This is a genomic window from Pseudomonas asiatica (assembly GCF_040214835.1).
GTDB lineage: Bacteria > Pseudomonadota > Gammaproteobacteria > Pseudomonadales > Pseudomonadaceae > Aquipseudomonas > Aquipseudomonas putida_Z.
Genome location: NZ_CP157874.1, coordinates 4,798,681 through 4,824,307, shown reverse-complemented (window position 1 = coordinate 4,824,307; position 25,627 = coordinate 4,798,681). Strand labels below are relative to the sequence as shown.

Below are 25,627 nucleotides of genomic sequence, written 5' to 3'. Positions count from 1 at the left end.
GCCATTGGGGCTGCTTTGCAGCCCATCGCGACACAAGGCCGCTCCTACAGGATTGCGCCAACACTGGGACTTGCGCTGTACCTGGAGCTGGCTTGCCGGCGAAAGGGCCGCAGAGCGGGCCCCTGGGTCAGGCGACGCTACGCTCGGCAGCAGGCACCTCAGCCATTCCCCGACGATACAGAACCAGGTAATACGACCCCAAGCCGATCAACCAGCAGAACACCGCCGTCCACACGTTGTGCGAAAGGAAGTGCGCCCCCTGCATCATCCGCCCCAGCGAAAGCACCGACCCGGCCACTAAGGCCACCGTCAACGCCACCCGCGCCAGTCTCGGCTTGCGATCACGCAACATGAAGAACAGCCCGAACAGGCAGAACCCGGTGGCGGCATGCCCGCCCGGCCAGCACAGCCCGGGCTTGTCGGTCGCCGGCCGCGGCTCTAGCAGCTTGCTGTAGGTTTCCTTGCCGCCAAACTGGGTCAGGCTCCACGGGCATTGCACCTGAGTCACTTTCTTCAGCGGTGTGACAAACGCCGTGGACAGGCCCAGTGCCAGTACCAGGCAGCCCAGCTCACGGCGCCAGCCGAACAGGCGCTTCCAGAAGAAGCTGGCAGCAAAGGTCACCAGCGACATCACGCCCAGCAGGATCACCCCCTGTTTGACCCGGTCATGCAGGATGTTCTCCAGCAAATAGCTGTGGCGGCCGATGAATTGCCCGGCAGCAGGGTCGAAGAACAGGTTGGCAATGTCCATGTCGACCGAGGTCAGTTCCAGCAGGATCAGGCCAAGCGCGGTCGCCAGGGGTAGCCCAAGGTACAGCCAGAAATTGATCGGGCGAGGGCGGGTTGGTTGCTGCATGACGGCTCCAGGGCGCGAAAAAGATCGGGCATTGTCGGCCGCCCGCTATCCTGTGTCCGTGAAGGATCAGTGAAAAAACCGTCAAGTGCGCTGAATTTTTCCTGGGGCTGGCACCCTGCAGGCATAGGCCTTAAGCTGCGCCTGCCGCGCACCACAGCGAGAAGCGCCGCACAGGAGAAACCGATGCGCATTCTTTTGGTTGAAGACAACCGCGATATCCTGGCCAACCTGGCCGATTACCTGGGCATGAAGGGCTACACCGTCGACTGCGCCCAGGATGGCCTGTCCGGCCTGCACCTGGCAGCCACCGAGCACTACGACCTGATCGTGCTCGACATCATGTTGCCGGGCATCGACGGCTACACCCTGTGCAAGCGCCTGCGCGAAGACGCCCGCCGTGATACGCCGGTGATCATGCTCACCGCCCGCGACCAACTGGACGATCGCCTGCAAGGCTTCCGCTCCGGTGCCGACGATTACCTGCTCAAGCCCTTCGCCCTGTCGGAGCTGGCCGCTCGCATAGAGGCGGTGCTGCGCCGGGCCCAGGGTGGTGGGCGCCGCACCTTGCAGGTGGCCGACCTCAGCTATGACCTCGACACCCTCGAAGTCACCCGCCAGGGCCGCTTGCTCAAGCTCAACCCGGTCGGCCTCAAGCTGTTGGCGGTGCTGATGCAGAAGAGCCCGCACGTATTGCGTCGCGAAGTGCTGGAAGAAGCCCTGTGGGGCGATGACTGCCCTGACAGCGACAGCCTGCGCAGCCACGTGCACCAGCTGCGCCAGGTGATCGACAAGCCGTTTGAAAAACCGCTGCTGCATACCGTCCATGGCGTCGGCTATCGCCTCGCCGAGGGCCGTGATGGAGTTTAAGCAAAGCCTTGCCCAGCGCATCATCATCGCCTTTGCCCTGATGAGCGCGCTGGTGGCCGGGGCCTTCGCCTTCGGCATCGTCGGCACCGTGCACCTGGTCGAAGAGCGGCTGATTTCCTCGGTGCTGGGCGGTGACCTGCAACGCCTGCTGCGCATGGACAGCGTCAGCGACTGGAGCCACCGGCCACGTCCCGACCAGCTGTTCTACTTCAGCGGCGGGCGTGACGACTTCGAGCTGCCCAAGGACCTGCGCCACCTCGACCGCGGCTTCCACGAGGTATTCCGCGATCAGCTGTCGTACCACGCCATGGTCGAGATCGTCGATGGCCGTCGCTATGTGCTGCTGCAGGACCAGAGCGACTTCGAGGAGCGCGAGCGCGTGCTGTTCGCGGTGGTGGTGGTGGGCTTCCTGCTCAGCCTGGTGCTGGCGGTCATCCTCGGCTGGCTGGTGGCGCGCCGAGTGATGGCGCCGGTGATCCGCCTGGCGCGCCAGGTACGCCACCGTGACCAGTTGCTGGGCCTGGCCCCGCCGCTGGCGCCGGACTATGCCGCGGACGAAGTCGGCCAGCTGGCGGTAGCCTTCGACGATACCCTGGGCCGCCTGCGCGATGCGCTGACCCGCGAACGGTTGTTCACCAGCGACGTCAGCCATGAACTGCGCACGCCCTTGATGGTGCTGGCCACCTCGTGCGAACTGCTGATGGAAAACCCGACGCTGGACGCCCGCTCGCGCAGCCAGGTGGAGCGCGTGGCGCGGGCCACGGAAGAAATGCGCGAACTGGTCAAGACCTTCCTGATGCTGGCCCGGGCACAGCGCGACGAGGGCGCCGTGGCTTCGCGGGCCACCCTGCGGGAAGTGGCGGACGAACTGGTCGGGGTCTGGCGCGACACCATCGAGCAAAAGGGCCTGGCCCTGTATTTCGATGGTCGCGTCAGTGCCAGCCCGGTGCTGTACAACGCCACCTTCCTGCAGTCGGTGATGGGCAACCTGCTGCGCAATGCCGCGCACTACACCGATAGCGGCTATATCCGGCTTAGCCTGGAAGCCAACGGCTTCAGCGTGGAGGACAGCGGCGTAGGTATCCCGGAGGAGCAGCGCGAGGCGATGTTCCGGCCGTTCGTGCGCGGCGACGAGCGGCGCGGCGAGGGCCTGGGCCTGGGCCTGTCGTTGGTACAGCGGATCTGCGACGACCAGGGCTGGCATGTCACCCTGACCTCGACCTTGCCGCACGGCTGCCGTTTCATGGTGGACCTGAGCAATACCGCGGCCAAGGGCGACCCGGAGGCTTTGGTCGAGTAATCTGTTGTAACAGGTCATTCGGCGCTCAACATATTTTTCACATCGGCATGACCTGATTCCTACGCTTGCTTACCTAATGTGGGTGGAATGGAGTCAGGAGATGCCCAATGCGTAGCCCCATCAAGCTTGAATTTTCCGAGAAGTACGACAAAGAACATGCGCGCGAGTACTTTCTCAAGCACCAGGATGGCCTGGCGCGACGCCTTTCCCACAAGCGTGATGAGCAACTGGCGCGTCGCGCCTTGGCATTGGCTGGTGAGCCTGGGCTAGTCCTCGACCTGCCATGCGGTGCCGGCCGCTTCTGGCCGTTGCTGGCAGAAAAGCCGAACCGAGTGATCATCGGCGCCGACAACTCCGAAGCGATGATCGAGACAGCCTGTACCGCGCAAGCGCCAGAGGTGGTGGCACGGGTACGGCCTTTGCAGACTTCGGCATTTGCCATCGACTTGCCGGACAACTCGGTGGACAGCATTTTCTGCATGCGTTTGTTCCACCACATTGGCGAAGCGGCGCACAGAAAGACCATTCTTTCGGAATTTCAACGGGTTAGCCGTGATAGTGTGATCCTGTCATTGTGGGTGGATGGTAACTTCAAGGCCTGGCGCCGGAAAAAACTGGAACAGCGTCGCAGCGCCAGGAAGGGCGACCAGGACAATTACCAGAACCGTTTTGTGTTACCGGCCGACACGGTCGAAGAAGAATTCCGAGCCGCCGGCTTCAGAATCCAGGAACGCCTCGACTTCCTGCCGTTCTATGCCATGTGGCGGGTATATGTATTGCGTAAGGGGTAGTGTTTGATGGCTGTAGCCCAGAGAGGGGAGTCGCGGTTCGATTTTTACTGGCGCCAGCAGGGCGAGTGGGTCGAGGAGCCTAACCAGCGCCGTGGTGGCGAGAGTGGTGTGCAACGCCTCGACGATGGCAATGGCAAGCTGCTGTATGCCAAGCGCCAGGTCGGGCATATCTACCGTAGCCTGCTGCACCCTTTCGGCCGGCCGACCGTATTGCGTGAACTCGATGCGTTGAACAGCTTCGAGCAACTGGGCGTGCGTGTACCGCGCATCGTCTTCTGTGGCGCCGAGCGGGGTGCCGACCAGCAGTGGCGTGCGCTGCTGGTGAGCGAAGCACTCGACGGCTTCGTCGAACTCGACACCTGGCATGCCGAAGGTGCCCGCGAGCGTTACCCGCAGGTGGTGCATGAGCGCATGCTCAAGGACCTGGCGGACAACCTGGCGCGCATGCACCTGGGGCACTGGCAGCACGGCTGCCTGTATGGCAAGCACGTGTTCATCAAGGTGATTGGCGAGGGCGAGCAGGCCCGGGTCGAGGTCGCCCTGCTGGACCTGGAAAAATGCCGGCGGCGCATCAGCTGCCAGCGCGCGGCGGGCAATGACCTGCGCCAGCTGCGCCGCCATTCGTCGATCAATGACGCGGAATGGCAAACACTGCTCTACTTTTACCAGATGGCGTTTGGCAGCGCTGTCAAAGGGTTAGGGCAATGAAACTAGAAATAGCTCGAGCTTTGTTCCTGGTAGCTGGCCTGGCGGTGACCACCGTGGCGGTGGCTGCGTGGGAAGAGCCGAGGCCGACAGTGTTCAGCAAGGCCGAACTGGCCGACCAGTGCGCGTTGCCGCGGGATGTGAAACCGCAGCAACAGGCCGAGGCCGCGCCGGATCAGGACCTGTTGCTGTTCCTGTTCGGCATGCGCCAGGGGTTGCGGCCGTTCGGTTGAACCCGGTGGTAGATGGAAATGCCAGAGGCCTCGCGATTGCGGGGCCTCTGGCATTTTTGCATCTGCCTTGCCGGCCTCTTCGCGGGTGAACCCGCTCCCACAGGTACTGCACCCATTCCGGATCCGGTGCCGTACCTGTGGGAGCGGGTTTACCCGCGAAGAGGCCGGTTCAGGCAACCGATGTCGCTCTGGCCACCTCTTTGTGCGCCAGCAACGTGTAGATACAAGGCAACACAAACAGGGTAAACAGCGTGCCGATCGACATCCCGGTGGCAATCACCGTACCGATGTCGAAGCGGCTGACCGCCCCCGCCCCGGTCGCCAGGATCAGCGGCACCATGCCGAACACCATCGCCGCCGTGGTCATCAGCACCGGCCGCAGGCGAATCGCCGCGGCCTCCTCGATCGCCTCGCGCACGCTCAGGCCGCGCTCCTCACGCAACTGGTTGGCAAACTCGACAATGAGGATGCCGTGCTTGCTGATCAGCCCGATCAGCGTCACCAGCCCGACCTGGGTGTAGATGTTCATGCTCGATACGCCCAGGAACAGCGGCAGCAGCGCGCCACAGATCGACAACGGCACCGTCACCAGAATCACCAGCGGGTCGCGGAAGCTTTCGAATTGCGCCGCCAGCACCAGGAAGATGATTGCCAACGCCAGGCCGAAGGTCACCCACAGCGCGCTGCCTTCCTGCACGTACTGCCGCGCCACGCCGGCATAGTCGAAGGCGAAGCCTTCCGGAGCCTCTTCGCGGGCGATGCCCTGCACGGTCTGCAGCGCTTCGCCCAGGCTGACCATGGGCACGCCCTGGATGATCGCCGAGTTCAGCTGCTGGAACTGGTTGAGCTGGCGCGGGCGGGCGCGGTCGGTGAGGGTGATCAGGGTGGATAGTGGCAGCAGCTGGCCCTGGTCGTTCTTCACGTAGTAGTTGTTCAGCCAGCCGGGGTTGTCGCGGTACGGCCGCTCGACCTGGGCAATCACCTTGTAGCTGCGGCCTTCGAGGGTGAAGCGGTTGATTTCCGCCTCGCCCAGCAAGGTCGCCAGGGTGCTGCCCAAGGTGTCCATCGACACCCCCATCTGCGCCGCCTTGGCCCGGTCGATATCCACCACCACCTCGGGCTTGTCGAAGGCCAGGTCGATGTCGAGGAAGGCGAATTTTCCGGATTCCTGGGCGCGGGCCTTGATGCGCTGGGCCACATCCAGCAGTGCCGGGTAGTCGCCAGCGCTGTTGATGACGAACTGGAATGGCAGGCCCTCGCCGGTGCCGGGCAGTGACGGCAGGTTGAAGCCGAAAATCTGCAGGCCACTGATTTCCTCGAGCTTGCTCTGCACCAGCGGCAGCAGCTCCATCTGTGTGCGCTCGCGCTCGTTCCAGGGCTTGAGCAGGAAGCCGCCGATGCCGGTCTGCACGCCATTGAAACCGTTGATCTGGAACGATGAGTAGTACTCGGGGAAAGCCTTGAACAGCGGGGTGAATTCGTCGGTATAGGCGTTGAGGTAATCAAGGTTGGCCGGCTGCGGCGAACTGCTCATCATGAAGATCACCCCCTGGTCCTCGTTGGGCGCCAGTTCGTTCTGGGTGAACTTCAGCAGTACCGGAATCAGGCACAGGATGATCACGGCAAACACCAGCACGACAGGCCGGCTGTCGAGGGTGGTGTGCAGCAGGCGCTGGTAGCGCACCTTCAGGCGTTCGAACAGCACGTCCAGGCGGTGGGCCAGGCCGCTGGGGTTCTGTTCCTGGCGCAGCAGCAGGGCGCACATCATCGGTGACAGGGTGAGGGCAACGATGCCGGAGATGATCACCGCACCGGCCAGGGTCAGGGCAAACTCCTTGAACAGCGCGCCGGTGAGCCCGGTAAGGAAGCCGATCGGTGCATACACCGCCGCCAGGGTGATGGTCATCGACACCACCGGCATGGCGATTTCGCGGGCGCCCTCGAGGGCGGCGTCGAACGGCGACTTGCCTTCTTCCATGTGCCGGTGGATGTTCTCCACTACGACAATTGCATCGTCCACCACCAGGCCGATGGCCAGCACCATGGCCAGCAGGGTCAGCAGGTTGAGCGAATAGCCCATCATCTGCATGAAGAACAGCACACCGATCATCGACAGCGGAATGGTTACCACCGGGATCAGCACCGAACGCAGGGCACCGAGGAACAGGAACACCACCACGATGACGATCAGTACCGCTTCGCCGAGGGTCTTGATCACTTCATCGATGGAGGCCTGGATGAACAGCGTGGCATCGTAGGCGATCGATACCTTCAGCGCCGAGGGTAGCTGGCTTTCCAGCTCGGGCATGATGCGCCGCACTTCCTTGATGACGTCCAGCGGGTTGGCGGCCGGTGTGGCCTTGATGCCGATGTACACCGATGGGGTGCCGTCGAACGAGCTGACCGTGTCGTAGTTTTCCGCCCCCATCTCGACCCGTGCCACATCGCCCAGCAGCACGCGGCTATCGCCACTGGTCTTGACCGGCAGGGCGGCGAACGCCTCGGCCGACTTCAGCTCGGTGCTGGCGTTGATGCTGGTGACCACGTATTCGCCCTTCACCTCGCCGGCCGCGGAAAGGAAGTTGTAGCGACGCACGGCATTGGTCACGTCGGTGGCCGACAGGCCATAGCCTGCCAGTTTCACCGGGTCGATCCAGATGCGCATGGCGAACACCTGGTTGCCGAGGATTTCCGCTTCGGCCATGCCCGGCAGGGTCGCCAGCTTGGGCTGGATCACCCGTGACAGATAGTCGGTGATTTGCGGGTTGCTCATCTCCTTGCTGTAGAAACTGATGTACATCAGCGCCGAGGCATCGGCGGCTTCCTTGCTCAGTACCGGGTCTTCCGAGTCCTGGGGCAGCTTGTTGCGCACTTCGTTGGCCTTGGCCAGCAGTTCGGTGAACAACCGGTCGCTGTCGGCGCCGATGCGGGCGTAGATGGAAATGATCGAGAAGTTCTGCCGGCTCACCGAGGTCATGTAGTCGATGCCTTCGGCGCTGGCCAGGCTTTGCTGCAGCGGCTGGGTGATATAGCCCTGGATGGTCTCGGCGTTGGCGCCGGGGTAGGCGGTGGTCACCGTGATCAGGGCGTTTTCCATTTGTGGGTACTGGCGGATCTGCAGTTTGTTCCAGGCCTGGAAGCCCAGCAGCAGGATCAGCAGGCTGACCACGCTGGCCAGCACCGGGCGGCGGATGAACGGGTCGGTGAACGCCATGCCAGCCTCCTGTCAGTCCTTGCCCGGCGCGCCTTGGGCGGGCTTGAGGGCTTTGTCCTGGCCGATGCGGATCGCGGCGCCGGGGGTGAGCTTCAGTTGGCCGGCGGTGACCACCTGTTCCCCGGCCTGCAGGCCCTTGCTGACCACCACCACGCCGTCACGGCGCTCGCCGGTCTGCACCGTGCGCTGCTCGGCGGTGAGCTGCGGCTGGCCCTTGTCGTCGTTTTCCGGCTTGCCGTCCTTGTCCTTTTTCGGCGTGGCGACGTACACCGAGTTGCCATACAGGGTGTAGGTGATGGCGCTTTCCGGTACTACCACTTGTGGCTGCGGGTTGGGTAGCAGGATCAGCAGGCTGGCGAACATGCCCGGCAGCAGCTTGCCATCCGGGTTGGCCATGGTCGCGCGCACCAGCAGGTTGCGCGTGGTTTCCTCGACCTTGGGGTTGATGGCGCTGAGGCGGGCGGGGAAGGTCTGGCCCGGGTAGGCGGCCACCTGCACCAGCACCTGCTGGCCCAGGCTGAGGTGCGGCAGGGCCTGTTCCGGTACGTTGAAGTCGACGTAGAGGCTGGATGTGTCCTGCAGGGTGGCGATCACCGTGCCGGCGGCCAGGTAGTCGCCGACGTCCACCTGGCGAATGCCGATGGTGCCGCTGAACGGGGCGCTGATGCTCTTCTTGGTCTTCGATGCCTTGAGCTGGTCGACCACCGCCTGGTTGCGCCGGTACTGGGCGGTGAGGCGGTCGAACTCGCCGCGGGAGATGGCCGAGTCGCCGACCAGCTGGCTGCCACGACCGAAATCTACCTTGGCCAGGCCCAGGTCGGCCTGGGCGGTGCCGAGCAGGGCGGTTTCCTGATCGTCGTTGAGTTGCAGCAACAGTTGCCCGGCCTTGACCTGCTGGCCCGAGTCGAAATGCAGGGCCTTGACGATACCTTCCACCTCCAGGCTCAGCTCCACGCCCTGTAGCGCCTTGAGGCTGCCGACGGCGGGCAGGCGCTCTTGCCACGGGCGCTGTTCGGCCAAGGCGGCCGCCACGGTGATGGGCGGCTTGGGGGCAGTGAACATCTGGATCTGCTGGTAGATCGAAAAGGCTTTGTAGCCCCCCAGGGCCAGCACGATCAGCAGAACCACGGCCAACATGATGAGCATGCGGCGGCGCAGCATAGGTCCGGTTCCTTGGATGCGGTTGTTATTCGCTTAGACACGACAACGGGCGATCCTGCCCACGTGTGGATGGGGGAAGTATTGACTGTTTTTGGGGGGAAGGGGAGTGGAATGCCTGTGCCGGCCCCTTCGCGGCTGAAGCCGCTCCCACAGGGACCGCGCAGTCAGCGGGTTGCGCTATTCCTGTGGGAGCGGCTTTAGCCGCGAAGGGGCCAGTACAGCCAACCCGAAAATCAGACGAGATGCAGGTGGTTGTCCCAGAAACCGGACGGCAGGTTCATCGGTTGCCCGACCAGCTCGGCCTTGCGGCAATCATAGAACCGGCAACGGCCCTGCCCGGAGGTGACGACAAAGCCGTCCTGTACCGCGCCCACCCCCGCGCAATCGGGCATTGGCGCATCCAGCCGCACCGCGCCGCTGTCCAGGTCCCAGACGAACAGGCGGTTGGCCCGTGGCGCGGTCAGTGCGACCAGCCGCAGCTCGCTGTGGATAGCCACGCTGGCGGTGTACTGGGCCATGGCCTGCAACTGCCGCTCCGGCACCGGGAAGGCCTTGAACGGCTCGCCCGGGCGCTTGATCGCCAGCAGCTCTGCGGTTTCATCGGCATCGCCCATGAACTGTTGGCAGGCGGCGATAGTGCCATCGCTGCCTACCGCCAGGTGGCGCACGCTGTTCATCTGCTGGGCCAGGGTTTCCTTGCTCAGCAGGGTACCGTCGCGCTGCATCAGCACCAGGCTCGGTTCCATGGCGTCGAGGTTCATCTCCACCCGGCTTTCGGCTTCGGTGCGGATACCGCCGTTGGCCACGATCAGCGTTTCGCCGTCCGGCAGCCAGGCCACTTCGTGCGGGCCGATACCGTGGGTCGGAATCTCCCCGCTGTGCACCAGGCGCTCGCCTTCGAAGCGGTACACACCGAGTACGCCACGCCCCGGGTCGGTGGTGTCGTTCTCGGTGGCATACAGCCATTCGCCACTTTTGTGGATGACCGCGTGGCCGTAGAAATGCCGGTTCGGCTGCGAGGTGACGGTCTGCAGCAGGCGCCCGTCGCGCAGGTCGACCAGGTAGCTTTCGGTGCCGGGGCGGCGGGCGACGAACAGGGCGATCGGCAGGTCCGGGTGATGGATGATGGCATGGCAGCGTTGGGCGACCTGGGTGCTGAACACCTGGGTGCCGTCCAGGCGGAACCCGACCGCATAGTGCTTGCCGTCGCCGTCGTCACGCGCCGACAGCAGCAGGGGCTCGCTGCCTTTGTTGCGGAACAGGCTCCAGCCGCCCAGGGTGAGGGCGCTGAGCAATACGCTACCGAGTTTGAGGGCCTGGCGTCGCAGCATGATCAGTCACCGTCGTTGGCATTGAAGCCCAGCTGGATGTTCAACGCCTTGGCCAGCTCGCCTTCGTGCAGGCGGTGGACGGCGTTGAGGCTGTCGTAGATCTGGTTCAGGGTTTGCTGGCCGGCGTCGTCGGCCAGCAGCTCGCCCAAGGTCTTCTGGTTGGCGGCCAGCAGTTTGAGCGAGGCAGCGTAGGCGGCGTCGATCTTGTCCGCCAGGGCTTTCTGATCGCTGGACAGCAAGCCGCGCAGGCCTTGGTTGTCGACCCCGACCCAGACCGCTTCGGCGGCCTTGAGGCTGGCCTCCAGGCTCTTGAGCGAGCTGTGGCTGCGCCAGGCTTCGGCCTGCAGTGGCTGCGGGATACCCTTGCTCTGGCGGCCCATCGGCGCACCGAGCTTTTTCTTCAGGCTGTCCAGGGCGGTGACCTGGGCGCGCAGCAGGTCGGCGATGGCCTCGTGGGAGTCGGCGTAGCGCTGGTTGGGGAACTTGGTCATCTGCGAGAGCATGCCGTCGGTGCTGTTCCAGCCCTTGAGGATCTCTTCGGCCAGGGCCTTCTGGTGTTCACCAATGGCGACCAGCAACGGGCAGTAGCGGGCTTTCTGCTCGGCTGTGGCGATGTCCGGCTTGCTGTCGAACAGGATGTACTCGTAGGCCGACAGGCCACGTACCACCACGCTGGCCTTGCCCAGGGCCGCGGCATCGACCGGCTGGTCGGCGTTGACCAGCTGCTCGACCTGGCGGCCGACCAGGTTCTTCTTGTCGGGCCAGAACTGTACCTGCCAGGCGCGGTTGCCTTCGGCCAGCGGGCCGACCAGCAGCGGTTGCAGTTCGGCCCAGGCCTTTTGCGCGTTGAGGAAGTCGGCACGGGCCTTGTCCAGGGTTTCCTTGCCTTCGCAGTAGGCCAGGGCGCTGGCGGCCAGCGTTCGGTCGGCTTCGACCCAGCGGCTGTAGGTGGGCAGGATCACCTGCTTGGCGATGGCAGCGGAGGTCACGGCTTGCGGGTCCTGCGGCGAGCAGGCGCCGAGGGCGAGTGCGGCGAGGCTGGTGAACAACAGTTTGGGTCGGAACATGCCCGGCTCCTTTGCGCTTTTTAAAGTGAGTTCAGGAAAGCCAGCAACGCGGCACGCTGCTCGGCATTGAAAGTGAGTACGAAATTGCGTGCCGCCTCGGCCTCGCCACCGTGCCAGAGCACGGCTTCGAGCAGGTTGCGGGCGCGGCCGTCGTGCAGGAACTGGCTGTGGCCACTGACCGTTTCGCTCAGGCCGATGCCCCACAGTGGCGGGGTGCGCCAGTCCTGGCCGTTGGCGGCAAATTCGGTGCGCTCGTCGGCCAGGCCCGGGCCCATGTCATGCAGCAGCAGGTCGCTGTAGGGACGGATCAGCTGGTTGGCCAGCTCCGGCTCGGCGGCATTGGCGGCGGTGGTGAACTGCGGTGTATGGCAGCCCTGGCAGCCGGCCTGGTAGAACAGGTTCTTGCCCGCCAGCACCTGCGGCGAGCCCACATCGCGGCGGGCCGGCACGGCCAGGTTGCGGGTGTAGAAGGTGACCAGGCGCAGGATGTTGTCGCTGACTTCCTTCTCGCCATTGGCGCCGTCGCCGTTGGGCGCGGCCAGGCAGTCGGCCTGCGCCGGGGTACAGTCGTCGTTGGGCAGCAGGGTGGTGGTCAGGCCCATGTCGCCGGCAAAGGCGTGCACGTTCTGCTGGTTGACGTTGGGCTGCCCGGCCTTCCAGCCGAAGCGGCCGACCACGGTCTTGCCCTGGGCGTCGTCCCACACCCGGTTGGCCCGGCCGCGGATGCCGTCGCGGTTGCGGTCATCCGGGTCTTCGTTGGCCAGCAGGTCGGCTTCGGGGATGGCTTCGAGCAGGCCCAGGCCGATCATTGGCGGCGCCACCCGCGCCGAAAAGCGCGTGTCGGGGTGCATCACGCCATAGCCGAGCTGGGTGATCTGCAGGGCCGGCTTGCGCAGCTCGACCTGGTGGCCGTCCTCGAACGACACCGTTTCGCTGGTGTAGCTCACCCGCACCTTGCCTTCCGGCGTCACGCCGGGGATGGCCATGTCCTGCAGCTGGGTGCCATAGACCGGCTCCGGCACCACGCCGAGGCGTTCGACCACCTTGGCCAGGTAGGGCTGGTCGGGGATCGACAGGCGTACCAGCATCGATACGGCGTTGCTGTCGCCCGGCTCTGGCGGGTGGCCGCGGCCGTCGCGCACGTGGCAGTTCTGGCAGGCATTGGTGTTGAACAGCGGGCCCAGGCCGTCACGGGCGGTGGTGGTGGACGGGGCGATCACCCAGGGGTTGCGGAAGAAGCTGTTGCCTACGGCGAAGTCCAGGCGCCGCTCGGGCGAGAGGTTGGCCGAGGGCAGGGAATAGGCATTGCGGTCAGTGCGCTGCACGGTGGCTTTGCCGCCCGACAACGCTTCGCCGGGCTCGGCCTGGGTGAAACGCGGGGCGTCGTCACAGGCGGCGAGGGCAAAGGCCAGCAGCAGGGGGGAGAGTCGGGACAGCGACAAGGACATCGAGAATCCTGGGCGTGAGCGAAAAACCGGCGTGCAAGCTTAGCAGGGTGAGGGAGTTTGAATAAGAGCAATTTGCAATTGCTGGATGAAATCGGTGTCAGTTGGCCATGTCGGCAGCATTGGTGCGGGCTCTTGTAGGAGCGGCCTTGTGTCGCGAAGGGCCGCAAAGCGGCCCCAGGACCATAGCGTCAACGTCCAGATAGCTGGGGCTGCTTTGCAGCCCTTCGCGACACAAGGCCGCTCCTACAGGGGACCGTGCAGCTTGCAAAGAAAAAGGCGACCCGAAGGCCGCCTCTTTCAGAACCGCTACAGCAGGATCAGAACTCGTGATCCGCGGTATCCGGGTTCAGGTTGGCAATGCCCAGCTTGCCCGCGGCCTGCTCGATCGCACCGGTCTGCTTGACCAGGGAGGCGATGGCGTCACGCACGATCTGGTTGCCGGCTGCGTTGTCGGCAGCGATCAGCTGGTCGTAATGCTCGCCCTTGAGGGCGTGGTCGACGATCACCTGGATCTTGGCTTCGGTGGCTTCCAGGTCGGCCTTGAGGGTGGCGTCGGCGGCCGGGTCTACCTTGGCCACCAGCGATGACAGGCTCGGGCCGGTCACCTTGCTGCCGTCCGGGCGGGTGTACTCGCCCAGGTAGACGTTGCGGATGCCCTTGGCGTCGTAGAAGTGCGAGTAGTGGGTGTTGTCGCTGAAGCAGTCGTGCTCGTCTTCCGGCGAGTTGGCTTCCAGCGAAACCTTCATGCGTTCGCCAGCCAGTTCGCCCAGCGACAGGCTGCCCATGCCGAACAGCATCTTGCGCAGGCCGTCGTTGACCGACTCGGCTTCCAGCTTGGCGCGGTAGTTGTCGGCGACGTTCGGTGCCCAGTTGCCGACCATCTCTTCGAGGTCCTTGACCAGCAGGTCGGTGACCGCTTTCAGGTAGGCACGGCGGCGGTCGTTGTGGCCACCGGTGGCGCCCTTGCCTTCGAGGTAGTCCGACGCCGGACGGTTGCCCGCGCCCGGGCCGGTGCCGTTCAGGTCCTGGCCCCAGAGCAGGAACTCGATGGCGTGGTAGCCGGTGGCGACGTTGGCCTCGGAGCCGCCCAGTTCGTTCAGGCTGGCAAGCTTCTCGGGGGTGATGTCCTTGACGTCGATCTTCTCTTCGCCCACCTGGATCTCGGTGTTGGCGATGATGTTGGCGTTGGCCGCCGGGTTGCCCAGGGCGTGCTCATAGCTCTTGTCGACGTAGTCGATCAGGCCTTCGTCCAGCGGCCAGGCGTTCACCTGGCCTTCCCAGTCGTCGATGATGGTGTTGCCGAAGCGGAAGGCTTCGCTCTGCAGGTACGGTACGCGCGAGGCGACCCAGGCTTCTTTGGCTGCCTTCAGGGTTTCGTCGTTGGGCTTGGCCAGGAACGCGTCGACTGCGGTCTGCAGGGTCTTGGCGGTGCTCAGCGAGTCGCTGTACACGGCGTAGACCAGCTCGGCGTAATGCTTGACCACGGCTTTGCCGGCGGCTTCGTCGACAGCCCCGGGCGCCGCAGCGGTGGTGCTGGCGGCAGCAGGTGCCTGGGCTTGCGGCGCGGCGGCCTTGTCGTCCTTGCCTTCACCGCAACCGGCGAGAGCGATGGCAATGGCCAGCAGACTGGCGGAGGCCAGAGGCATTCGAATCATTATTGGTTTTCCTGCGTCGTGTGGTTGGACCAAGGGGTGGACCGTGCGCCGTGGCACGCGAAACCGCAACATCATGCGAAAGATTTGCATTTGCTGTAAAGGGGGCGGGCATGCAATTCGTGTAAATGCCGGTCACGGCCTGTAACCGGGCAGGCGACTCAGAACATCGAAACCTGGTTTCGCTGCGCCTGCTTGAGGAAGTTGGTCAGCTCACGGGCCGACAGCGGCTTGCTGTAGTGGTAGCCCTGGCCCTCGTGGCAGCCCTGGGCGACGATGTAGGTTTCCTGTTCGGCGGTTTCCACGCCTTCGGCGATCACCTGCATCCCCAGGCTCTTGCCGAGCTGGATGATGGCGCGAACGATGGTGGCGTCGTCATCGTCGTCCAGCAGGTCCTGGACGAAGCTCTTGTCGATCTTGATCTTGTCCAGCGGCAGCGATTTCAGGTAGCTGAGCGACGAGTAGCCGGTGCCGAAGTCGTCGATGGCAATCAGTGCTCCGGAGCGGCGCAGGCTCAGCAGGTGCTGGGCGGCGGTGCTGATGTCTTCCATCAGGCCGGTCTCGGTGACTTCCAGCTCCAGGCTGCGCGGCGGCAGGCGATAGGCCTGCAGCAGGTTGTTGACCACCCGCGGCAGTTCGTTGTGGTGCAGCTGCACGGTGGACAGGTTGACCGCCATGCGCAGCTCGCTGAAGCCCATGTCGTGCCATTCGCGCAATTGCCGGCAGGCCTGGTCGAGTACCCATTCGCCGATGCTGATGATGCTGCCGTTCTGTTCGGCCAGGGGGATGAACTGGTCTGGCGGCACCATGCCCAGCTCCGGGTGCTGCCAGCGCAGCAATGCCTCGACACCGACCACGCGGTGGTCGCGGTAGCTGATCTGTGGCTGGTACACCAGGTACAGCTGGTTGCGCGGCAGGGCTTCGCGCAGGTCCTTTTCCAGCTCGCGACGGCGGCGCATCTCGCTGTCGACGCTGGCGATGTAGAACTGGTAGCGGTTGCGCGAGCGGGCCTTGGCCAGGGTCATGGTCTGTTCGGCTTTCTGCAGCAGCTTCTCGGTGCTGTCGCCGTCTTCCGGGAACAGGGTGATGCCGATGGTGGCGCGCAGGCGGATCTGCTGGTGGTGGTCGAGGTCGAACGGCACTTCCAGGTCGTCGAGGATACTCTGCGCCAGTTCGGCCGCCTCGTAAGGCTGCTCGATATTGGCCTGCACCAGGGCGAACTGGTCACCACCCAGGCGTGCCAGGGCGCCCAGGCGGCCACTGTGGGCGCGCAGGCGGTCGGCCAGGGCCAGCAGCAGCTGGTCGCCGACCTGGTAGCTGAACTGCTCGTTGATGCCCTTGAAGTCGTCCAGGCCTACGCACAGTACCGCCACGCGGTGTTGCAGGCGGCCGCCGTCGATGAGGATCTTGTCCAGTTGCTGCTGCAGCTGCTGGCGGTTAGGCAGGCCGGTGAGGAAGTCGTACTGGGCCATGCGTTGCAGGCTGTTTTCCGCCTCGTGGCGCAGATGGGTGTTGCGCTCGATCGAGGCCAGCAGCTGGTTGGCGGTATTCACCCACAGGCCCAGCTCGTTCTTCTCGTGGCCCTTGAGCAGCGGCAGCTGGTGCTGGCTTGGGCGGTCGGGGTTGATCTGGGTGAGGTGCTCGATGATCTTCGACAGCGGTTTGGTCAGCAGCCAGTGGTAGACCAGGTACAGCACCAGGCCCATGGCCAGGGCCCGCAGCACACCGGAGATGAAGATGATCACGGCGTTGATCAGGAAGTCTTCGCCATAGGACGAGGTGTCCAGGGTGATGCTCAGGTCGCCGTAGTATTCGCTGTAGGGGCCGCGGCCGACCAGTTGCGTGGTGTAGGTACGTTCCTGGCCGAGGATCAGGTCGGTCAGCCAGCGCATGGACATGTCCTGCAACGGGCGGGACTTTTCCGCCAGCATGGTTTCGTTGGGGTGGCCGATGGAGGCCATGCGTACCGATTCGTCCTGGAACAGGCCTTCCATCACCTGCATGCCCATTTCGCGGTCGAGGCTGTATACCGCCTGGGTCGAGGGGTCGCGGAACATGTCGAGGATGCGCTGGGCATCGTTGTTCACGGCCTGGCGGGTCTTGTAGGTGTCGTAGACGATTTGCGCACAGCTGAGCACGACACCGACCGCTAGCGCCGACAGCAGCACGACCCTGAGCAACTTGACCGACAAGCTGTTCCGCAATTCCAGCTTCAATGGGGTTTCCTTAATCCATGCGCATGGCATCATTTTGCCATCAACGATGACGATACACTATCGGCCGACCATCAATAGTGTATCGGTTGCCTGACCCCGCAACTTGAATGCGCCGTAACAATCTTCCAGAGGTTTGATGTTAGCGTGCTATGCGGGCTGAGCAAGCAAAACCGTGCTGGCTTTTTCGCGGGTAAACCCGCTCCCACAGGGATAGCATCAAGTCCACAAGCTGCGCCGTACCTGTGGGAGCGGGTTCACCCGCGAAGAGGCCGGTACAGGCATAAAAAAACCCGGCACCGGGCCGGGTTTTTCGTTCAGGGCTGAATGACTCAGGCCTTGAAGGTCTTGCCTTCGAACTGTTCGGCAACGAAGGCCCAGTTGACCAGGTTCCAGAACGCCTCGACGTACTTCGGACGCAGGTTGCGGTAGTCGATGTAGTAGGCGTGTTCCCAGACGTCGCAGGTCAGCAGCGGGGTGTCGCCGCTGGTCAGCGGGCAGCCGGCGCCGATGGTGCTGGCCAGGGCCAGGGAACCGTCAGCCTTCTTCACCAGCCAGCCCCAGCCGGAACCGAAGGTGCCAACCGAAGTCTTGGTGAACTCTTCCTTGAACTTGTCGAAGGAACCGAAAGCGGCGTTGATGGCGTCAGCCAGGGCACCGGTCGGCTGGCCACCGGCGTTTGGTGCCAGGCAGTTCCAGTAGAAGGTGTGGTTCCAGACTTGAGCGGCGTTGTTGAAGATGCCGCCCGAAGAGCTCTTGACGATCTCTTCCAGGGTCTTGCCTTCGAATTCGGTGCCTGGGACCAGGTTGTTCAGGTTCACGACATAGGTGTTGTGGTGCTTGTCGTGGTGATACTCCAGGGTTTCCTTGGAGATGTGCGGCTGCAGGGCATCGTGGGCGTACGGCAGCGGCGGCAATTCAAAAGCCATGGTGGATCTCCTGATTCAGGTCTGTTTGCGGTTTGCGCAAGGCCGATCACGGGCGGCCCGATGAGCGTCGGCGAGTTTGTACTCTTTGCGACGCAAGGGCTGGATCATAGCACCGGGCCCGGCGCATAACCACGCAACAAAGATAGGGAATAGAGGTTCCAGAGCGGTTGGGGCGTGCCGACCGGTGGTGTTCGGCTTATCCCTTGTGGCGCCTGGCAGATCGAGCGCCGCGCGGGCGGCGCTCGATCTCACAGGCGCTAAAATGTTGTGACTAGCCCAGCTCAGTTGAAGATCAACTGCGCCGCCACCGCGAACATCATCACCGCCACCATCAGGTCGAGCATGCGCCAGGTCGCCGGCCTGGCCAGCCACGGTGCCAGCCAGGCGGCACCGATCGCCAGTGTCGAGAACCACAGCAGCGAGGCGCTGGCAGCGCCGGCCACGTAGGCGCCAGGCGCAGCCTGCTGGGCGCCCAGCGAGCCGATCAGCAGCACCGTGTCGAGGTACACGTGCGGGTTCAGCAGGGTCACCGCCAGGGCGCTGAGCAGTACCGCGCGGCGTGAGCGCGCACCCTGGCCTTGCTGGTGTTGCAGGCTCTGCCTGGAGCAGGCGCTGCGCAAAGCCTTGGCGCCGTACCAGATCAGGAACACCGCACCGCCCCAGCGGGCGATCGCCAGCAACGTCGGGTTGTGCGCCAGAACGGTGGCCAGGCCGAACACTCCGGCCGCCACCAGGATGGCGTCACAGACGATGCACAGTGCCGCCACCGGCAAATGATGCTCGCGGCGCAAGCTCTGGGCGAGGACGAAAGCGTTCTGTGCACCGATGGCCATGATCAGGCCGAAGGCCACGAGCATGCCGTTGAGATAGCTTTGCCACATGGCGTGCTCTCCAAAGAGTCCAAAAGATGCTGGTCATTGTGATGAACCACGCTGTATAAGAAAAACAAATAGAGCTGATCAGTCATTAGGAAAATCGATGTTCGACTACAAGCTGCTGGCCGCCCTTGCCGCGGTGATCGAGCAGGGCGGTTTCGAACGCGCGGCGCAGGTGCTGGGCTTGTCGCAGTCGGCCATCTCCCAGCGCATCAAGCTGCTCGAGGCGCGGGTCGGCCAGCCGGTGCTGGTGCGTGCCACACCGCCAAGCCCGACCGAAGTCGGCCGCCAGTTGCTCAACCATGTGCAGCAGGTGCGCCTGCTCGAACGCGACCTGCAGCGCCAGGTGCCGGCTTTGGACGAGGAGGGCATGCCGGAGCGCCTGCGCATAGCCCTCAACGCCGACAGCCTGGCTACCTGGTGGGCCGGCGCTGTGGGCAACTTCTGCGCACAGCAGAACGTGCTGACCGACCTGGTGGTGGAAGACCAGGAAGTGGGCCTGAAACGCATGCGTGCGGGCGAAGTGGCGGCCTGCCTGTGTGGCAGCGAGCGGCCGGTGGCCGGCGCGCGCAGCCTGCCGCTGGGCGCCATGCGCTACCGGGCGCTGGCCAGCCCCGGGTTCATGGCGCGGCATTTTCCGCAGGGCTTCGCTGCCAGCCGCCTGGCCCGTACCCCGGCGATCGTGTACGGCCCGGACGACTTCCTGCAACACCGCTACCTGGCATCGCTGGGCATCGAGGATGGCTTCCTGCACCATTTGTGCCCGTCGTCCGAAGGCTTCCTGCGCATGACCGAAGCCGGCCTGGGCTGGGGCCTGGTGCCGGAACTGCAGGCTCGCGAGCAACTGGTCAGCGGCCAGTTGGTGGAAATCTGCAGCGATACCCCCATCGATGTGCCGCTGTACTGGCATCATTGGCGCAATGGCGGGCAACTGCTCGCGCAACTGACCGACCACCTGCGACACACCGCACGGCAATGGCTGGTGCCCTTGTAGCCACGGCTGGCGTCAGTTGCATCTGAAATCTGGCAAGACGGAGTCTTACATGCGAATTCTGGTCACCGGCGCGAGTGGCTTCATTGGCGGGCGCTTTGCGCGCTTTGCCCTGGAGCAGGGCCTGGACGTGCGGGTCAGCGGCCGTCGAGCCGAAGGGGTCGAGCACCTGGTCAAGCGCGGCGCCCAGTTCATCCCCGGCGACCTGGGTGATGCCGAGCTGGCACGCCGCCTTTGCCAGGGCGTCGAGGCGGTGGTGCACTGCGCCGGCGCAGTGGGCAACTGGGGGCGCTACCAGGACTTCTATCAGGGCAATGTGGTGGTCACTGAAAACGTGGTCGAGGGCTGCTTGAAGGAGCACGTACGGCGGCTGGTACACCTGTCGTCGCCGTCGATCTACTTCAATGGCCGCTCGCGCCTGGACATCCGGGAAGACCAGGTGCCGCGCCGCTTCCATGACCACTACGGGCAGACCAAGCACATGGCCGAGCAGAAAGTGTTCGGTGCCCAGGAGTTCGGCCTCGAGGTGCTGGCGCTGCGCCCGCGCTTCGTCACCGGCGCCGGCGATGCCAGTATTTTCCCGCGGCTGATGCAGATGCAGCGCAAGGGGCGTGTGGCGATCATCGGCAACGGCCTGAACAAAGTCGATTTCACCAGCGTGCACAACCTCAACGAAGCGCTGCTCAGTGCCCTGTTCGCCGACGACCGGGCGCTGGGCCAGGCCTATAACATCAGCAACGGCCAGCCGCTGCCGCTGTGGGACGTGGTCAACTACGTGATGCGCCAGATGCAGTTGCCGCAGGTTACCCGGTACCGCTCCTACGGCCTGGCCTACAGCCTGGCCGCGCTGAACGAGGCGGCCTGCATGTTGTGGCCGGGGCGCCCGCAACCGACCCTTTCGCGCCTTGGGATGCAGGTGATGAGCCGCGATTTCACCCTGGATATCAGCCGCGCCCGGCAGTACCTGGACTACCAGCCCAAGGTCAGCCTGTGGACGGCGCTGGATGAATTCTGTGCCTGGTGGAAGCACCAGCCGCCGGGGCAGTGAAACCGTCGGGCCGACAATGGACATCAACGCGCCGCGCTGGCGGTTTATACTCGTGCCTCTTTGCGACTACCGCGGTTGAATGTATCCATGCGTAACCATGCTCACGATGACTACGATGACGTGCCTAGCCTGCGGGCCGGCACCCATGACGATGACGAACTGATGCCGGCGCACGTGGTGCGCAGCCGCCAGAAAGCCGCTCGTGGTGCCAGCACGGCGCCGCTGTGGGCATTGCTCGGGGCCTCGTTCATCGCCTTGGCGGGCCTTGGCTGGTGGAGCTTCCAGCAGATCTCGCTGATGGAGCAGCAACTGGTGGCGACCCAGGAAAGCTTCGCCCGCATCAGCGAAGAGGCTGCCGGGCGCCTGCAGGCGATCAGCGGCAAGGTGGCGGCCAGCGAATCCGGCGCCACTACCAACAGCGAGGCGTTGAAGCTGCAGCTGCGCCAGTTGCAGAAGGGTGTGGCCGGGCAGACCGGCGATCTGGGCAAGCGCCTGGAGCAGGTACTGGCCGATACCCGTGAACAGCAGAAGGTCGTGACCCAGCTGCAAACCCAGTTGCAGGCGCAGCTGAAGGCGGTGAATGGTGAGCTGGCCGCGTTGCGCTCGGGGCAGGTCGATGGTGGCAAGCTGGATACGCAGTTCAAGGGCCTGAACGAACAGGTTGCTGCGCTGAAGGCCGCGCAGGCTGATGGCGCCAAGCTGGACGGGCAGCTCAAGAGCCTGGGCAACGAGGTGGCAGCGCTGAAAAAGCAGGGTAACCCGAGCGCGGCCATCCAGGACCTGGAGCAGGACATCCTGGTGCTCAAGAGCCAGATCGACAACCGCCCGGCCGCGGCGGCGTCCAGTGGTGCTTCGGTGCAGGAATTCGACGCCTTCCGGGCGCAGACGACCCGCAACCTGAATACCTTGCAGAGCCAGATCCAGAACCTGCAGCAGCAGATCAATGCCCGGCCGTGACATTGTAGGGGAGGGCTTTGCCCTCCTATCGCGACACAAGGCCGCTCCTACAGGAAATCGCGTTCCCCTGTAGGAGCGGCCTTGTGTCGCGAAAGGGCCGCAAAGCGGCCCCGGCGATTTCAGTTACAACCGCGGATAATCGATGTACCCCACCGGCCCCTTGCCATAGAAAGTCTCCGGCCGCGCCTCGTTCAACGGCGCATCCGCCGCCAGCCGCGCCGGCAGGTCAGGGTTGGCAATGAACGGCACGCCAAACGCCACGGCGTCGGCCTTGCCATTGGCCAGGGCTGCATTGGCACTGGCCTTGTCAAACCGCTCATTGACGATGTACGGGCCACCGAACGCCTCTTTGATCAGCGGGCCGATACTGTCATCGGCCTCCTTTTCCCGCGAGCAGATGAAGGCAATACCCCGCTTGCCCAGCTCACGGGCCACGTAGGTAAAGGTTTCGGCACGGTCGGCATCGCCCATGTCATGGGCATCGGCACGCGGCGCCAGGTGCACGCCCACGCGGTTTGCGCCCCACACCTCGATGGCCGCATCGGTCACTTCCAGCAGCAGCCGCGCACGGTTTTCCAGCGAGCCGCCGTAGCGGTCGGTGCGCTGGTTGGTGCTGCTCTGCAGGAACTGGTCGAGCAGGTAGCCGTTGGCACCGTGGATCTCCACGCCATCGAAACCGGCAGCCTTGGCATTCTCGGCACCGCTGCGGTAGGCCTCGACGATGTCGATGATTTCTTCGGTTTCCAGCGCGCGTGGGGTGGGGTAGTCACTGAGCGGGCGCACCAGGCTTACATGGCCCTTGGGCTGGATCGCGCTGGGGGCTACCGGCAGCTCGCCGTTCAGGTAGCTGGGGTGGGAGATGCGGCCAACGTGCCACAGCTGCAGGAAAATGCGCCCGCCAGCGGCATGCACGGCCTTGGTCACATTGTTCCAGCCACGCACTTGCTCGTCGTTCCAGATACCAGGGGTATCCGGGTAGCCGACGCCCATGGCACTGACCGAGGTCGCCTCGCTGAGGATCAGCCCGGCGCTGGCGCGCTGCACGTAGTACTCGGCCATCAGCGCATTGGGCACGCGGCCTTCGTCGGCCCGGCAGCGGGTGAGCGGGGCCATGATGATGCGGTTGGGCAGTTGCAGGTCGCCCAGGGTGATCGGATCGAAAAGCGTGGTCATGACGGTTACCTGCCTGTTCAGAGTGCTTGGCGCAGTTGTTCGAGAAACGCCTGGATAGTGGCTTCGTTGCGTTTGAAGAAGTGCCATTGGCCGATCTTCTGGCTGCTGATCAGCCCGGCGCGCTGCAGGGTGGCCAGGTGGGCGGAGACGGTCGACTGCGACAGGCCGCAGCGTTGGTCGATCTGCCCGGCACACACACCGTTCTCGGTGCTGTGGTACTGGTCGGGGAATTGCGTTGCCGGGTCCTTCAGCCAGCTGAGGATTTCTCGCCTGACCGGGTGGGCCAGCGCTTTTATGATTTCGTCGAGATCGAGAGGCATGGGTTGAGGCTCGTTGTAGCGGTATATCGCGATAGGGCGAAATGTAAATCGTGGATTCCCGATATACAAATATGAAGAGGTTCTGAGCTGAGCACGAATCGCTATATCGCGTTATAACGATATAGGCGGCGGCGGTGCTAGACTGCGCTCATGAACTACCTCGCACACCTGCACCTTGGCGGCCCGGCGCCGCAACAACTGCTTGGCAGCCTGTATGGCGACTTCGTCAAAGGCTCGCTGGAAGGGCGCTTCCCGCCTGCGCTGGAGGCGGCCATCCGGCTGCACCGGCATATCGACAGCTATACCGACCAGCACCCGTTGGTGCTGGCGGCACTGGCGCGCTTTCCGCGGGAGCGGCGGCGCTTTGCCGGCATTGTTCTGGATGTGTTTTTCGACCATTGCCTGGCCCGGCATTGGCGGGATTATACCGAGCAGCCGCTGGCGCAGTTCACCGGGGACTTTTATCGGGTGTTGCTGGCGGAGCCCGAGTTGCCGGGGCGGCTGGCGGGGATTGCGCCGTTCATGGCGGCGGATGACTGGCTGGGGGCGTATGGCGACTTTGCCACGCTGGAGCAGGTGTTCAACGGTATTGCCCGGCGCTTGTCGCGGCCGGAGGGGATGGTTGGGGTGATGGGGGAGCTGGAGCGGCTGTATGAGCCATTGCTGGCGGACTTCAGGGAGTTTTATCCACAGTTGCAGGCGTTTGCAGCGGCTGGCCGGTTGTCTGGCAGTTAGTCCTGCGCTGGCTTCTTCGCGGGCTTGCCCGCTCCCACAGGTTGGCGCAGTTCTCAAGATATGCGCGGTCCCTGTGGGAGCGGGCAAGCCCGCGAAGAGGCCGGTACTGGCAGTGCAAGAATTCAGGCAGCCCGCGCCTGCCGCCGTGGCGCCAGCTCAACGTCTTCAACCCCGAACAACGCCAGGTGAATCGCCTGCTGCGCCTGCAACGCCAGCACCGCTCGCTCCTTGCCCACGCTGCCGATCGGCTGCAGCAGGTGAATGCATACCTCGCCCCGCGGCAGGGCAAACAGGCGCATCAGGTGCGACACCAGGTCATCGTCACCAATGAACGGTGCAATCGGGTCGATCTGGCCATCGCGCAGGTACTGGATGGCGACCGGCTGCACCGCCACGCCACGGTCGATGGCGCCTGCCAGCAGGCGGCCATGGAAGGTGCGCAGGGTACGGCCGCTGGTGGTGGTGCCTTCCGGGAAGATCAGCAGCGGCCGGGCAAGGCCCAACTGCCCGGCGATCTGTTCACGCAGGCGCTGGCTGTCGCCCCCGCCACGGCGGATGAACAGGGTGCCGGCCTTTTCTGCCAGCCAGCCGGCCACCGGCCAGTGGCGGACTTCGGCCTTGGACAGGAACGACAGCGGCAGCAGCATGCCGAGCAGGGGGATATCGGTCCAGGACACGTGGTTGCTGACCCACAGCATCGGCCGCTGCGGCAGCTCGCCGACCACCCGCACATCGAAGGGCAGGGCCGCGACCAGGCGCTTCATGAACAGGCAGGTCCAGCGCTGGCGGCGCTCGATGGGCGTCTTGAACCCCAGGCGTTCGCCCAGGGCGATCACGCTGGCCATCAGCATGCCCAGCAGCAGTACCAGCAGCAGTCGAGTCAGGCGGGCCATTACCCGCAGCTTCGGCATCAGACCGCTGCCTTGAAGTGGCGGGCGTAGCGTGGGCACAGTTCGTCGCGCTTGAGCAGGATGAACACGTCGGCCACCTGGAAGTCTTCGTCCCAGCACGGCTCGCCGCAGATCTTCGCGCCCAGGCGCATGTACGCCTTGAGCAGCGGTGGCATTTCGGCGATGACGTTGTTCGGCAGGGCCAGGTTGGGCAACGGGTTCTTCGGCTCGGCGCGCAGGTGCTCGGTGCACAGGTAGCGGTCACGCAGGCGCTGCATTACCGCGTGGGCCTGCACCCCGCCATCCTGCATGGGGATGCTGGCGCAGCCCATCAGGTAGCTGTAGCGGCCTTCGTTGAGCACTTCGGCCAGTTCGCCCCAGAGCACGGCGATGGTGCCGCCGTTGCGGTAATCGGGGGCCACGCAGGTGCGGCCCAGTTCCAGGATCGGGCCCTGCAGCTGCAACAGGCCGTGCAGGCTGAATTCCTCTTCGCTATAGAAGCGGCCCAGGCTGCTGGCGGCCTGATGGTCGAGCAGGCGGGTGGTGGCAACCAGCTCGCCAGTGCTCAGGTCGCGTACGCCAATGTGGCGGCAGTGCACGTCGTAGTCGTCCATGTCCAGGCCTTGCTCGGCTCCTTTGAGCTTGGCCTTGAATTCGGCGCTGAACACTTTGTAGCGCAGGGCCTGGGCTTCCTGCAGGGCCGCAGCGCCAACCAGGCGTTCGGCTTGCAGACGGCGTTCGGTGCTGTTGTCGCCAGCGTGAGCGATCCGAGTCATTACGAGTCTCCATAAGCCAGCCATGAAGGGTTGCGGCCGGTCGGCTTTGTTGTGCAAAGTCAGCCTAGGTAGATGGGGTGTCACCCCTGTGAATC

At 64.4% G+C, this 25,627-nt stretch carries 23 protein-coding genes; 9 read left to right on the top strand and 14 right to left on the bottom strand.

Annotated features, from left to right (window positions below):
• Window positions 1-127: 127 nt before the first annotated feature.
• Window positions 128-856, bottom strand: coding sequence for a phosphatase PAP2 family protein (locus tag ABNP31_RS21500; protein WP_085614288.1), 729 nt, complete (start codon window positions 854-856; stop codon window positions 128-130).
• 183 nt (window positions 857-1,039) lie between these two features.
• On the opposite strand from ABNP31_RS21500, the gene colR reads away from it, so the two are divergent.
• The 5 genes from colR to ABNP31_RS21475 all read left to right on the top strand — a co-directional run bounded on the left by colR (window position 1,040) and on the right by ABNP31_RS21475 (window position 4,752).
• Complete coding sequence (colR, locus tag ABNP31_RS21495) at window positions 1,040-1,723, top strand: two-component system response regulator ColR (RefSeq protein WP_003255215.1); 684 nt, start codon at window positions 1,040-1,042, stop codon at window positions 1,721-1,723.
• Window positions 1,713-3,023, top strand: coding sequence for a sensor histidine kinase (locus ABNP31_RS21490; RefSeq protein WP_025340528.1), 1,311 nt, complete (start codon window positions 1,713-1,715; stop codon window positions 3,021-3,023). The genes colR and ABNP31_RS21490 overlap by 11 nt, the downstream gene beginning before the upstream one ends.
• Window positions 3,024-3,130: 107 nt before the next feature.
• The gene (locus tag ABNP31_RS21485) at window positions 3,131-3,814 is read left to right on the top strand and encodes a class I SAM-dependent methyltransferase (protein WP_025340527.1); all 684 of its coding nucleotides are present in this window, start codon (window positions 3,131-3,133) and stop codon (window positions 3,812-3,814) included.
• A 6-nt stretch (window positions 3,815-3,820) separates the two neighbouring features.
• A complete protein-coding gene (locus tag ABNP31_RS21480; RefSeq protein ID WP_025340526.1) occupies window positions 3,821-4,522 on the top strand; it encodes a lipopolysaccharide kinase InaA family protein in 702 nt (233 codons plus the stop codon).
• Entirely contained in the window at window positions 4,519-4,752 is a 234-nt protein-coding gene (locus ABNP31_RS21475; protein WP_025340525.1) for a hypothetical protein, read from the top strand. Before ABNP31_RS21480 ends, ABNP31_RS21475 begins: the two co-directional genes overlap by 4 nt.
• A 169-nt stretch (window positions 4,753-4,921) precedes the next feature.
• On the opposite strand, the gene ABNP31_RS21470 is transcribed toward ABNP31_RS21475, so the two are convergent.
• From ABNP31_RS21470 to ABNP31_RS21430, 9 genes are all read right to left on the bottom strand, one after another.
• Window positions 4,922-7,966, bottom strand: coding sequence for a multidrug efflux RND transporter permease subunit (locus ABNP31_RS21470; RefSeq protein WP_025340524.1), 3,045 nt, complete (start codon window positions 7,964-7,966; stop codon window positions 4,922-4,924).
• 12 nt (window positions 7,967-7,978) lie between these two features.
• Window positions 7,979-9,127: an efflux RND transporter periplasmic adaptor subunit gene (locus tag ABNP31_RS21465; RefSeq protein WP_350012743.1), complete on the bottom strand. Its 1,149-nt coding sequence runs from the start codon at window positions 9,125-9,127 to the stop codon at window positions 7,979-7,981.
• A 233-nt stretch (window positions 9,128-9,360) separates the two neighbouring features.
• Window positions 9,361-10,458: a DUF1513 domain-containing protein gene (locus tag ABNP31_RS21460; RefSeq protein WP_075046244.1), complete on the bottom strand. Its 1,098-nt coding sequence runs from the start codon at window positions 10,456-10,458 to the stop codon at window positions 9,361-9,363.
• Window positions 10,459-10,460: 2 nt separating this feature from the next.
• Window positions 10,461-11,525 (bottom strand): imelysin family protein, encoded by a 1,065-nt coding sequence (locus ABNP31_RS21455; RefSeq protein ID WP_025340522.1) that lies wholly within the window; start codon window positions 11,523-11,525, stop codon window positions 10,461-10,463.
• Window positions 11,526-11,545: 20 nt separating this feature from the next.
• Entirely contained in the window at window positions 11,546-12,973 is a 1,428-nt protein-coding gene (locus ABNP31_RS21450; protein WP_085664404.1) for a di-heme oxidoredictase family protein, read from the bottom strand.
• 317 nt (window positions 12,974-13,290) lie between these two features.
• The gene (locus ABNP31_RS21445) at window positions 13,291-14,628 is read right to left on the bottom strand and encodes an imelysin family protein (protein ID WP_025340520.1); all 1,338 of its coding nucleotides are present in this window, start codon (window positions 14,626-14,628) and stop codon (window positions 13,291-13,293) included.
• A gap of 158 nt (window positions 14,629-14,786) precedes the next feature.
• Window positions 14,787-16,841 (bottom strand): putative bifunctional diguanylate cyclase/phosphodiesterase, encoded by a 2,055-nt coding sequence (locus ABNP31_RS21440; RefSeq protein WP_238066899.1) that lies wholly within the window; start codon window positions 16,839-16,841, stop codon window positions 14,787-14,789.
• A gap of 329 nt (window positions 16,842-17,170) precedes the next feature.
• On the bottom strand, window positions 17,171-17,767 hold the full coding sequence (locus ABNP31_RS21435; protein ID WP_013974076.1) for a superoxide dismutase: 597 nt from the start codon (window positions 17,765-17,767) through the stop codon (window positions 17,171-17,173).
• Between the two features lie 281 nt (window positions 17,768-18,048).
• Entirely contained in the window at window positions 18,049-18,648 is a 600-nt protein-coding gene (locus ABNP31_RS21430; protein WP_003258234.1) for a LysE/ArgO family amino acid transporter, read from the bottom strand.
• Window positions 18,649-18,745: 97 nt separating this feature from the next.
• Here ABNP31_RS21430 and ABNP31_RS21425 point away from each other — a divergent pair, with 97 nt between their 5' ends.
• From ABNP31_RS21425 to ABNP31_RS21415, 3 genes are all read left to right on the top strand, one after another.
• Window positions 18,746-19,636: a LysR family transcriptional regulator ArgP gene (locus ABNP31_RS21425; protein ID WP_025340518.1), complete on the top strand. Its 891-nt coding sequence runs from the start codon at window positions 18,746-18,748 to the stop codon at window positions 19,634-19,636.
• A gap of 49 nt (window positions 19,637-19,685) precedes the next feature.
• Window positions 19,686-20,681, top strand: a complete 996-nt coding sequence (locus tag ABNP31_RS21420; RefSeq protein ID WP_087500401.1) for an NAD-dependent epimerase/dehydratase family protein — start codon at window positions 19,686-19,688, stop codon at window positions 20,679-20,681.
• A gap of 87 nt (window positions 20,682-20,768) precedes the next feature.
• Entirely contained in the window at window positions 20,769-21,638 is an 870-nt protein-coding gene (locus tag ABNP31_RS21415) for an ATPase (protein WP_085664401.1), read from the top strand.
• A gap of 123 nt (window positions 21,639-21,761) precedes the next feature.
• On the opposite strand, the gene ABNP31_RS21410 is transcribed toward ABNP31_RS21415, so the two are convergent.
• Together ABNP31_RS21410 and ABNP31_RS21405 are read right to left on the bottom strand one after the other, a co-directional pair.
• On the bottom strand, window positions 21,762-22,811 hold the full coding sequence (locus ABNP31_RS21410) for an alkene reductase (protein WP_013974072.1): 1,050 nt from the start codon (window positions 22,809-22,811) through the stop codon (window positions 21,762-21,764).
• Between the two features lie 17 nt (window positions 22,812-22,828).
• Window positions 22,829-23,131, bottom strand: a complete 303-nt coding sequence (locus ABNP31_RS21405; protein WP_003258229.1) for an ArsR/SmtB family transcription factor — start codon at window positions 23,129-23,131, stop codon at window positions 22,829-22,831.
• Between the two features lie 150 nt (window positions 23,132-23,281).
• Between ABNP31_RS21405 and ABNP31_RS21400 the strand changes: the two genes are divergently transcribed.
• Window positions 23,282-23,866, top strand: a complete 585-nt coding sequence (locus tag ABNP31_RS21400) for an ACP phosphodiesterase (RefSeq protein ID WP_350012742.1) — start codon at window positions 23,282-23,284, stop codon at window positions 23,864-23,866.
• A 122-nt stretch (window positions 23,867-23,988) separates the two neighbouring features.
• Here the strand turns inward: ABNP31_RS21400 and ABNP31_RS21395 are convergent, their stop codons facing one another.
• Together ABNP31_RS21395 and olsB are read right to left on the bottom strand one after the other, a co-directional pair.
• A complete protein-coding gene (locus tag ABNP31_RS21395) occupies window positions 23,989-24,777 on the bottom strand; it encodes a lysophospholipid acyltransferase family protein (protein WP_350012741.1) in 789 nt (262 codons plus the stop codon).
• Window positions 24,777-25,532, bottom strand: a complete 756-nt coding sequence (gene olsB, locus ABNP31_RS21390; protein WP_015271672.1) for an L-ornithine N(alpha)-acyltransferase — start codon at window positions 25,530-25,532, stop codon at window positions 24,777-24,779. Before olsB ends, ABNP31_RS21395 begins: the two co-directional genes overlap by 1 nt.
• Window positions 25,533-25,627 lie beyond the last annotated feature (95 nt).

Coding starts and splice junctions, on each gene's coding strand:
- ABNP31_RS21500 (WP_085614288.1), bottom strand. CDS start 856: ATGCAGCAACCAACCCGCCCTCGCCCGATCAATTTCTGGCTGTACCTT.
- colR (WP_003255215.1), top strand. CDS start 1,040: ATGCGCATTCTTTTGGTTGAAGACAACCGCGATATCCTGGCCAACCTG.
- ABNP31_RS21490 (WP_025340528.1), top strand. CDS start 1,713: ATGGAGTTTAAGCAAAGCCTTGCCCAGCGCATCATCATCGCCTTTGCC.
- ABNP31_RS21485 (WP_025340527.1), top strand. CDS start 3,131: ATGCGTAGCCCCATCAAGCTTGAATTTTCCGAGAAGTACGACAAAGAA.
- ABNP31_RS21480 (WP_025340526.1), top strand. CDS start 3,821: ATGGCTGTAGCCCAGAGAGGGGAGTCGCGGTTCGATTTTTACTGGCGC.
- ABNP31_RS21475 (WP_025340525.1), top strand. CDS start 4,519: ATGAAACTAGAAATAGCTCGAGCTTTGTTCCTGGTAGCTGGCCTGGCG.
- ABNP31_RS21470 (WP_025340524.1), bottom strand. CDS start 7,966: ATGGCGTTCACCGACCCGTTCATCCGCCGCCCGGTGCTGGCCAGCGTG.
- ABNP31_RS21465 (WP_350012743.1), bottom strand. CDS start 9,127: ATGCTGCGCCGCCGCATGCTCATCATGTTGGCCGTGGTTCTGCTGATC.
- ABNP31_RS21460 (WP_075046244.1), bottom strand. CDS start 10,458: ATGCTGCGACGCCAGGCCCTCAAACTCGGTAGCGTATTGCTCAGCGCC.
- ABNP31_RS21455 (WP_025340522.1), bottom strand. CDS start 11,525: ATGTTCCGACCCAAACTGTTGTTCACCAGCCTCGCCGCACTCGCCCTC.
- ABNP31_RS21450 (WP_085664404.1), bottom strand. CDS start 12,973: ATGTCCTTGTCGCTGTCCCGACTCTCCCCCCTGCTGCTGGCCTTTGCC.
- ABNP31_RS21445 (WP_025340520.1), bottom strand. CDS start 14,628: ATGATTCGAATGCCTCTGGCCTCCGCCAGTCTGCTGGCCATTGCCATC.
- ABNP31_RS21435 (WP_013974076.1), bottom strand. CDS start 17,767: ATGGCTTTTGAATTGCCGCCGCTGCCGTACGCCCACGATGCCCTGCAG.
- ABNP31_RS21430 (WP_003258234.1), bottom strand. CDS start 18,648: ATGTGGCAAAGCTATCTCAACGGCATGCTCGTGGCCTTCGGCCTGATC.
- ABNP31_RS21425 (WP_025340518.1), top strand. CDS start 18,746: ATGTTCGACTACAAGCTGCTGGCCGCCCTTGCCGCGGTGATCGAGCAG.
- ABNP31_RS21420 (WP_087500401.1), top strand. CDS start 19,686: ATGCGAATTCTGGTCACCGGCGCGAGTGGCTTCATTGGCGGGCGCTTT.
- ABNP31_RS21415 (WP_085664401.1), top strand. CDS start 20,769: ATGCGTAACCATGCTCACGATGACTACGATGACGTGCCTAGCCTGCGG.
- ABNP31_RS21410 (WP_013974072.1), bottom strand. CDS start 22,811: ATGACCACGCTTTTCGATCCGATCACCCTGGGCGACCTGCAACTGCCC.
- ABNP31_RS21405 (WP_003258229.1), bottom strand. CDS start 23,131: ATGCCTCTCGATCTCGACGAAATCATAAAAGCGCTGGCCCACCCGGTC.
- ABNP31_RS21400 (WP_350012742.1), top strand. CDS start 23,282: ATGAACTACCTCGCACACCTGCACCTTGGCGGCCCGGCGCCGCAACAA.
- ABNP31_RS21395 (WP_350012741.1), bottom strand. CDS start 24,777: ATGCCGAAGCTGCGGGTAATGGCCCGCCTGACTCGACTGCTGCTGGTA.
- olsB (WP_015271672.1), bottom strand. CDS start 25,532: ATGACTCGGATCGCTCACGCTGGCGACAACAGCACCGAACGCCGTCTG.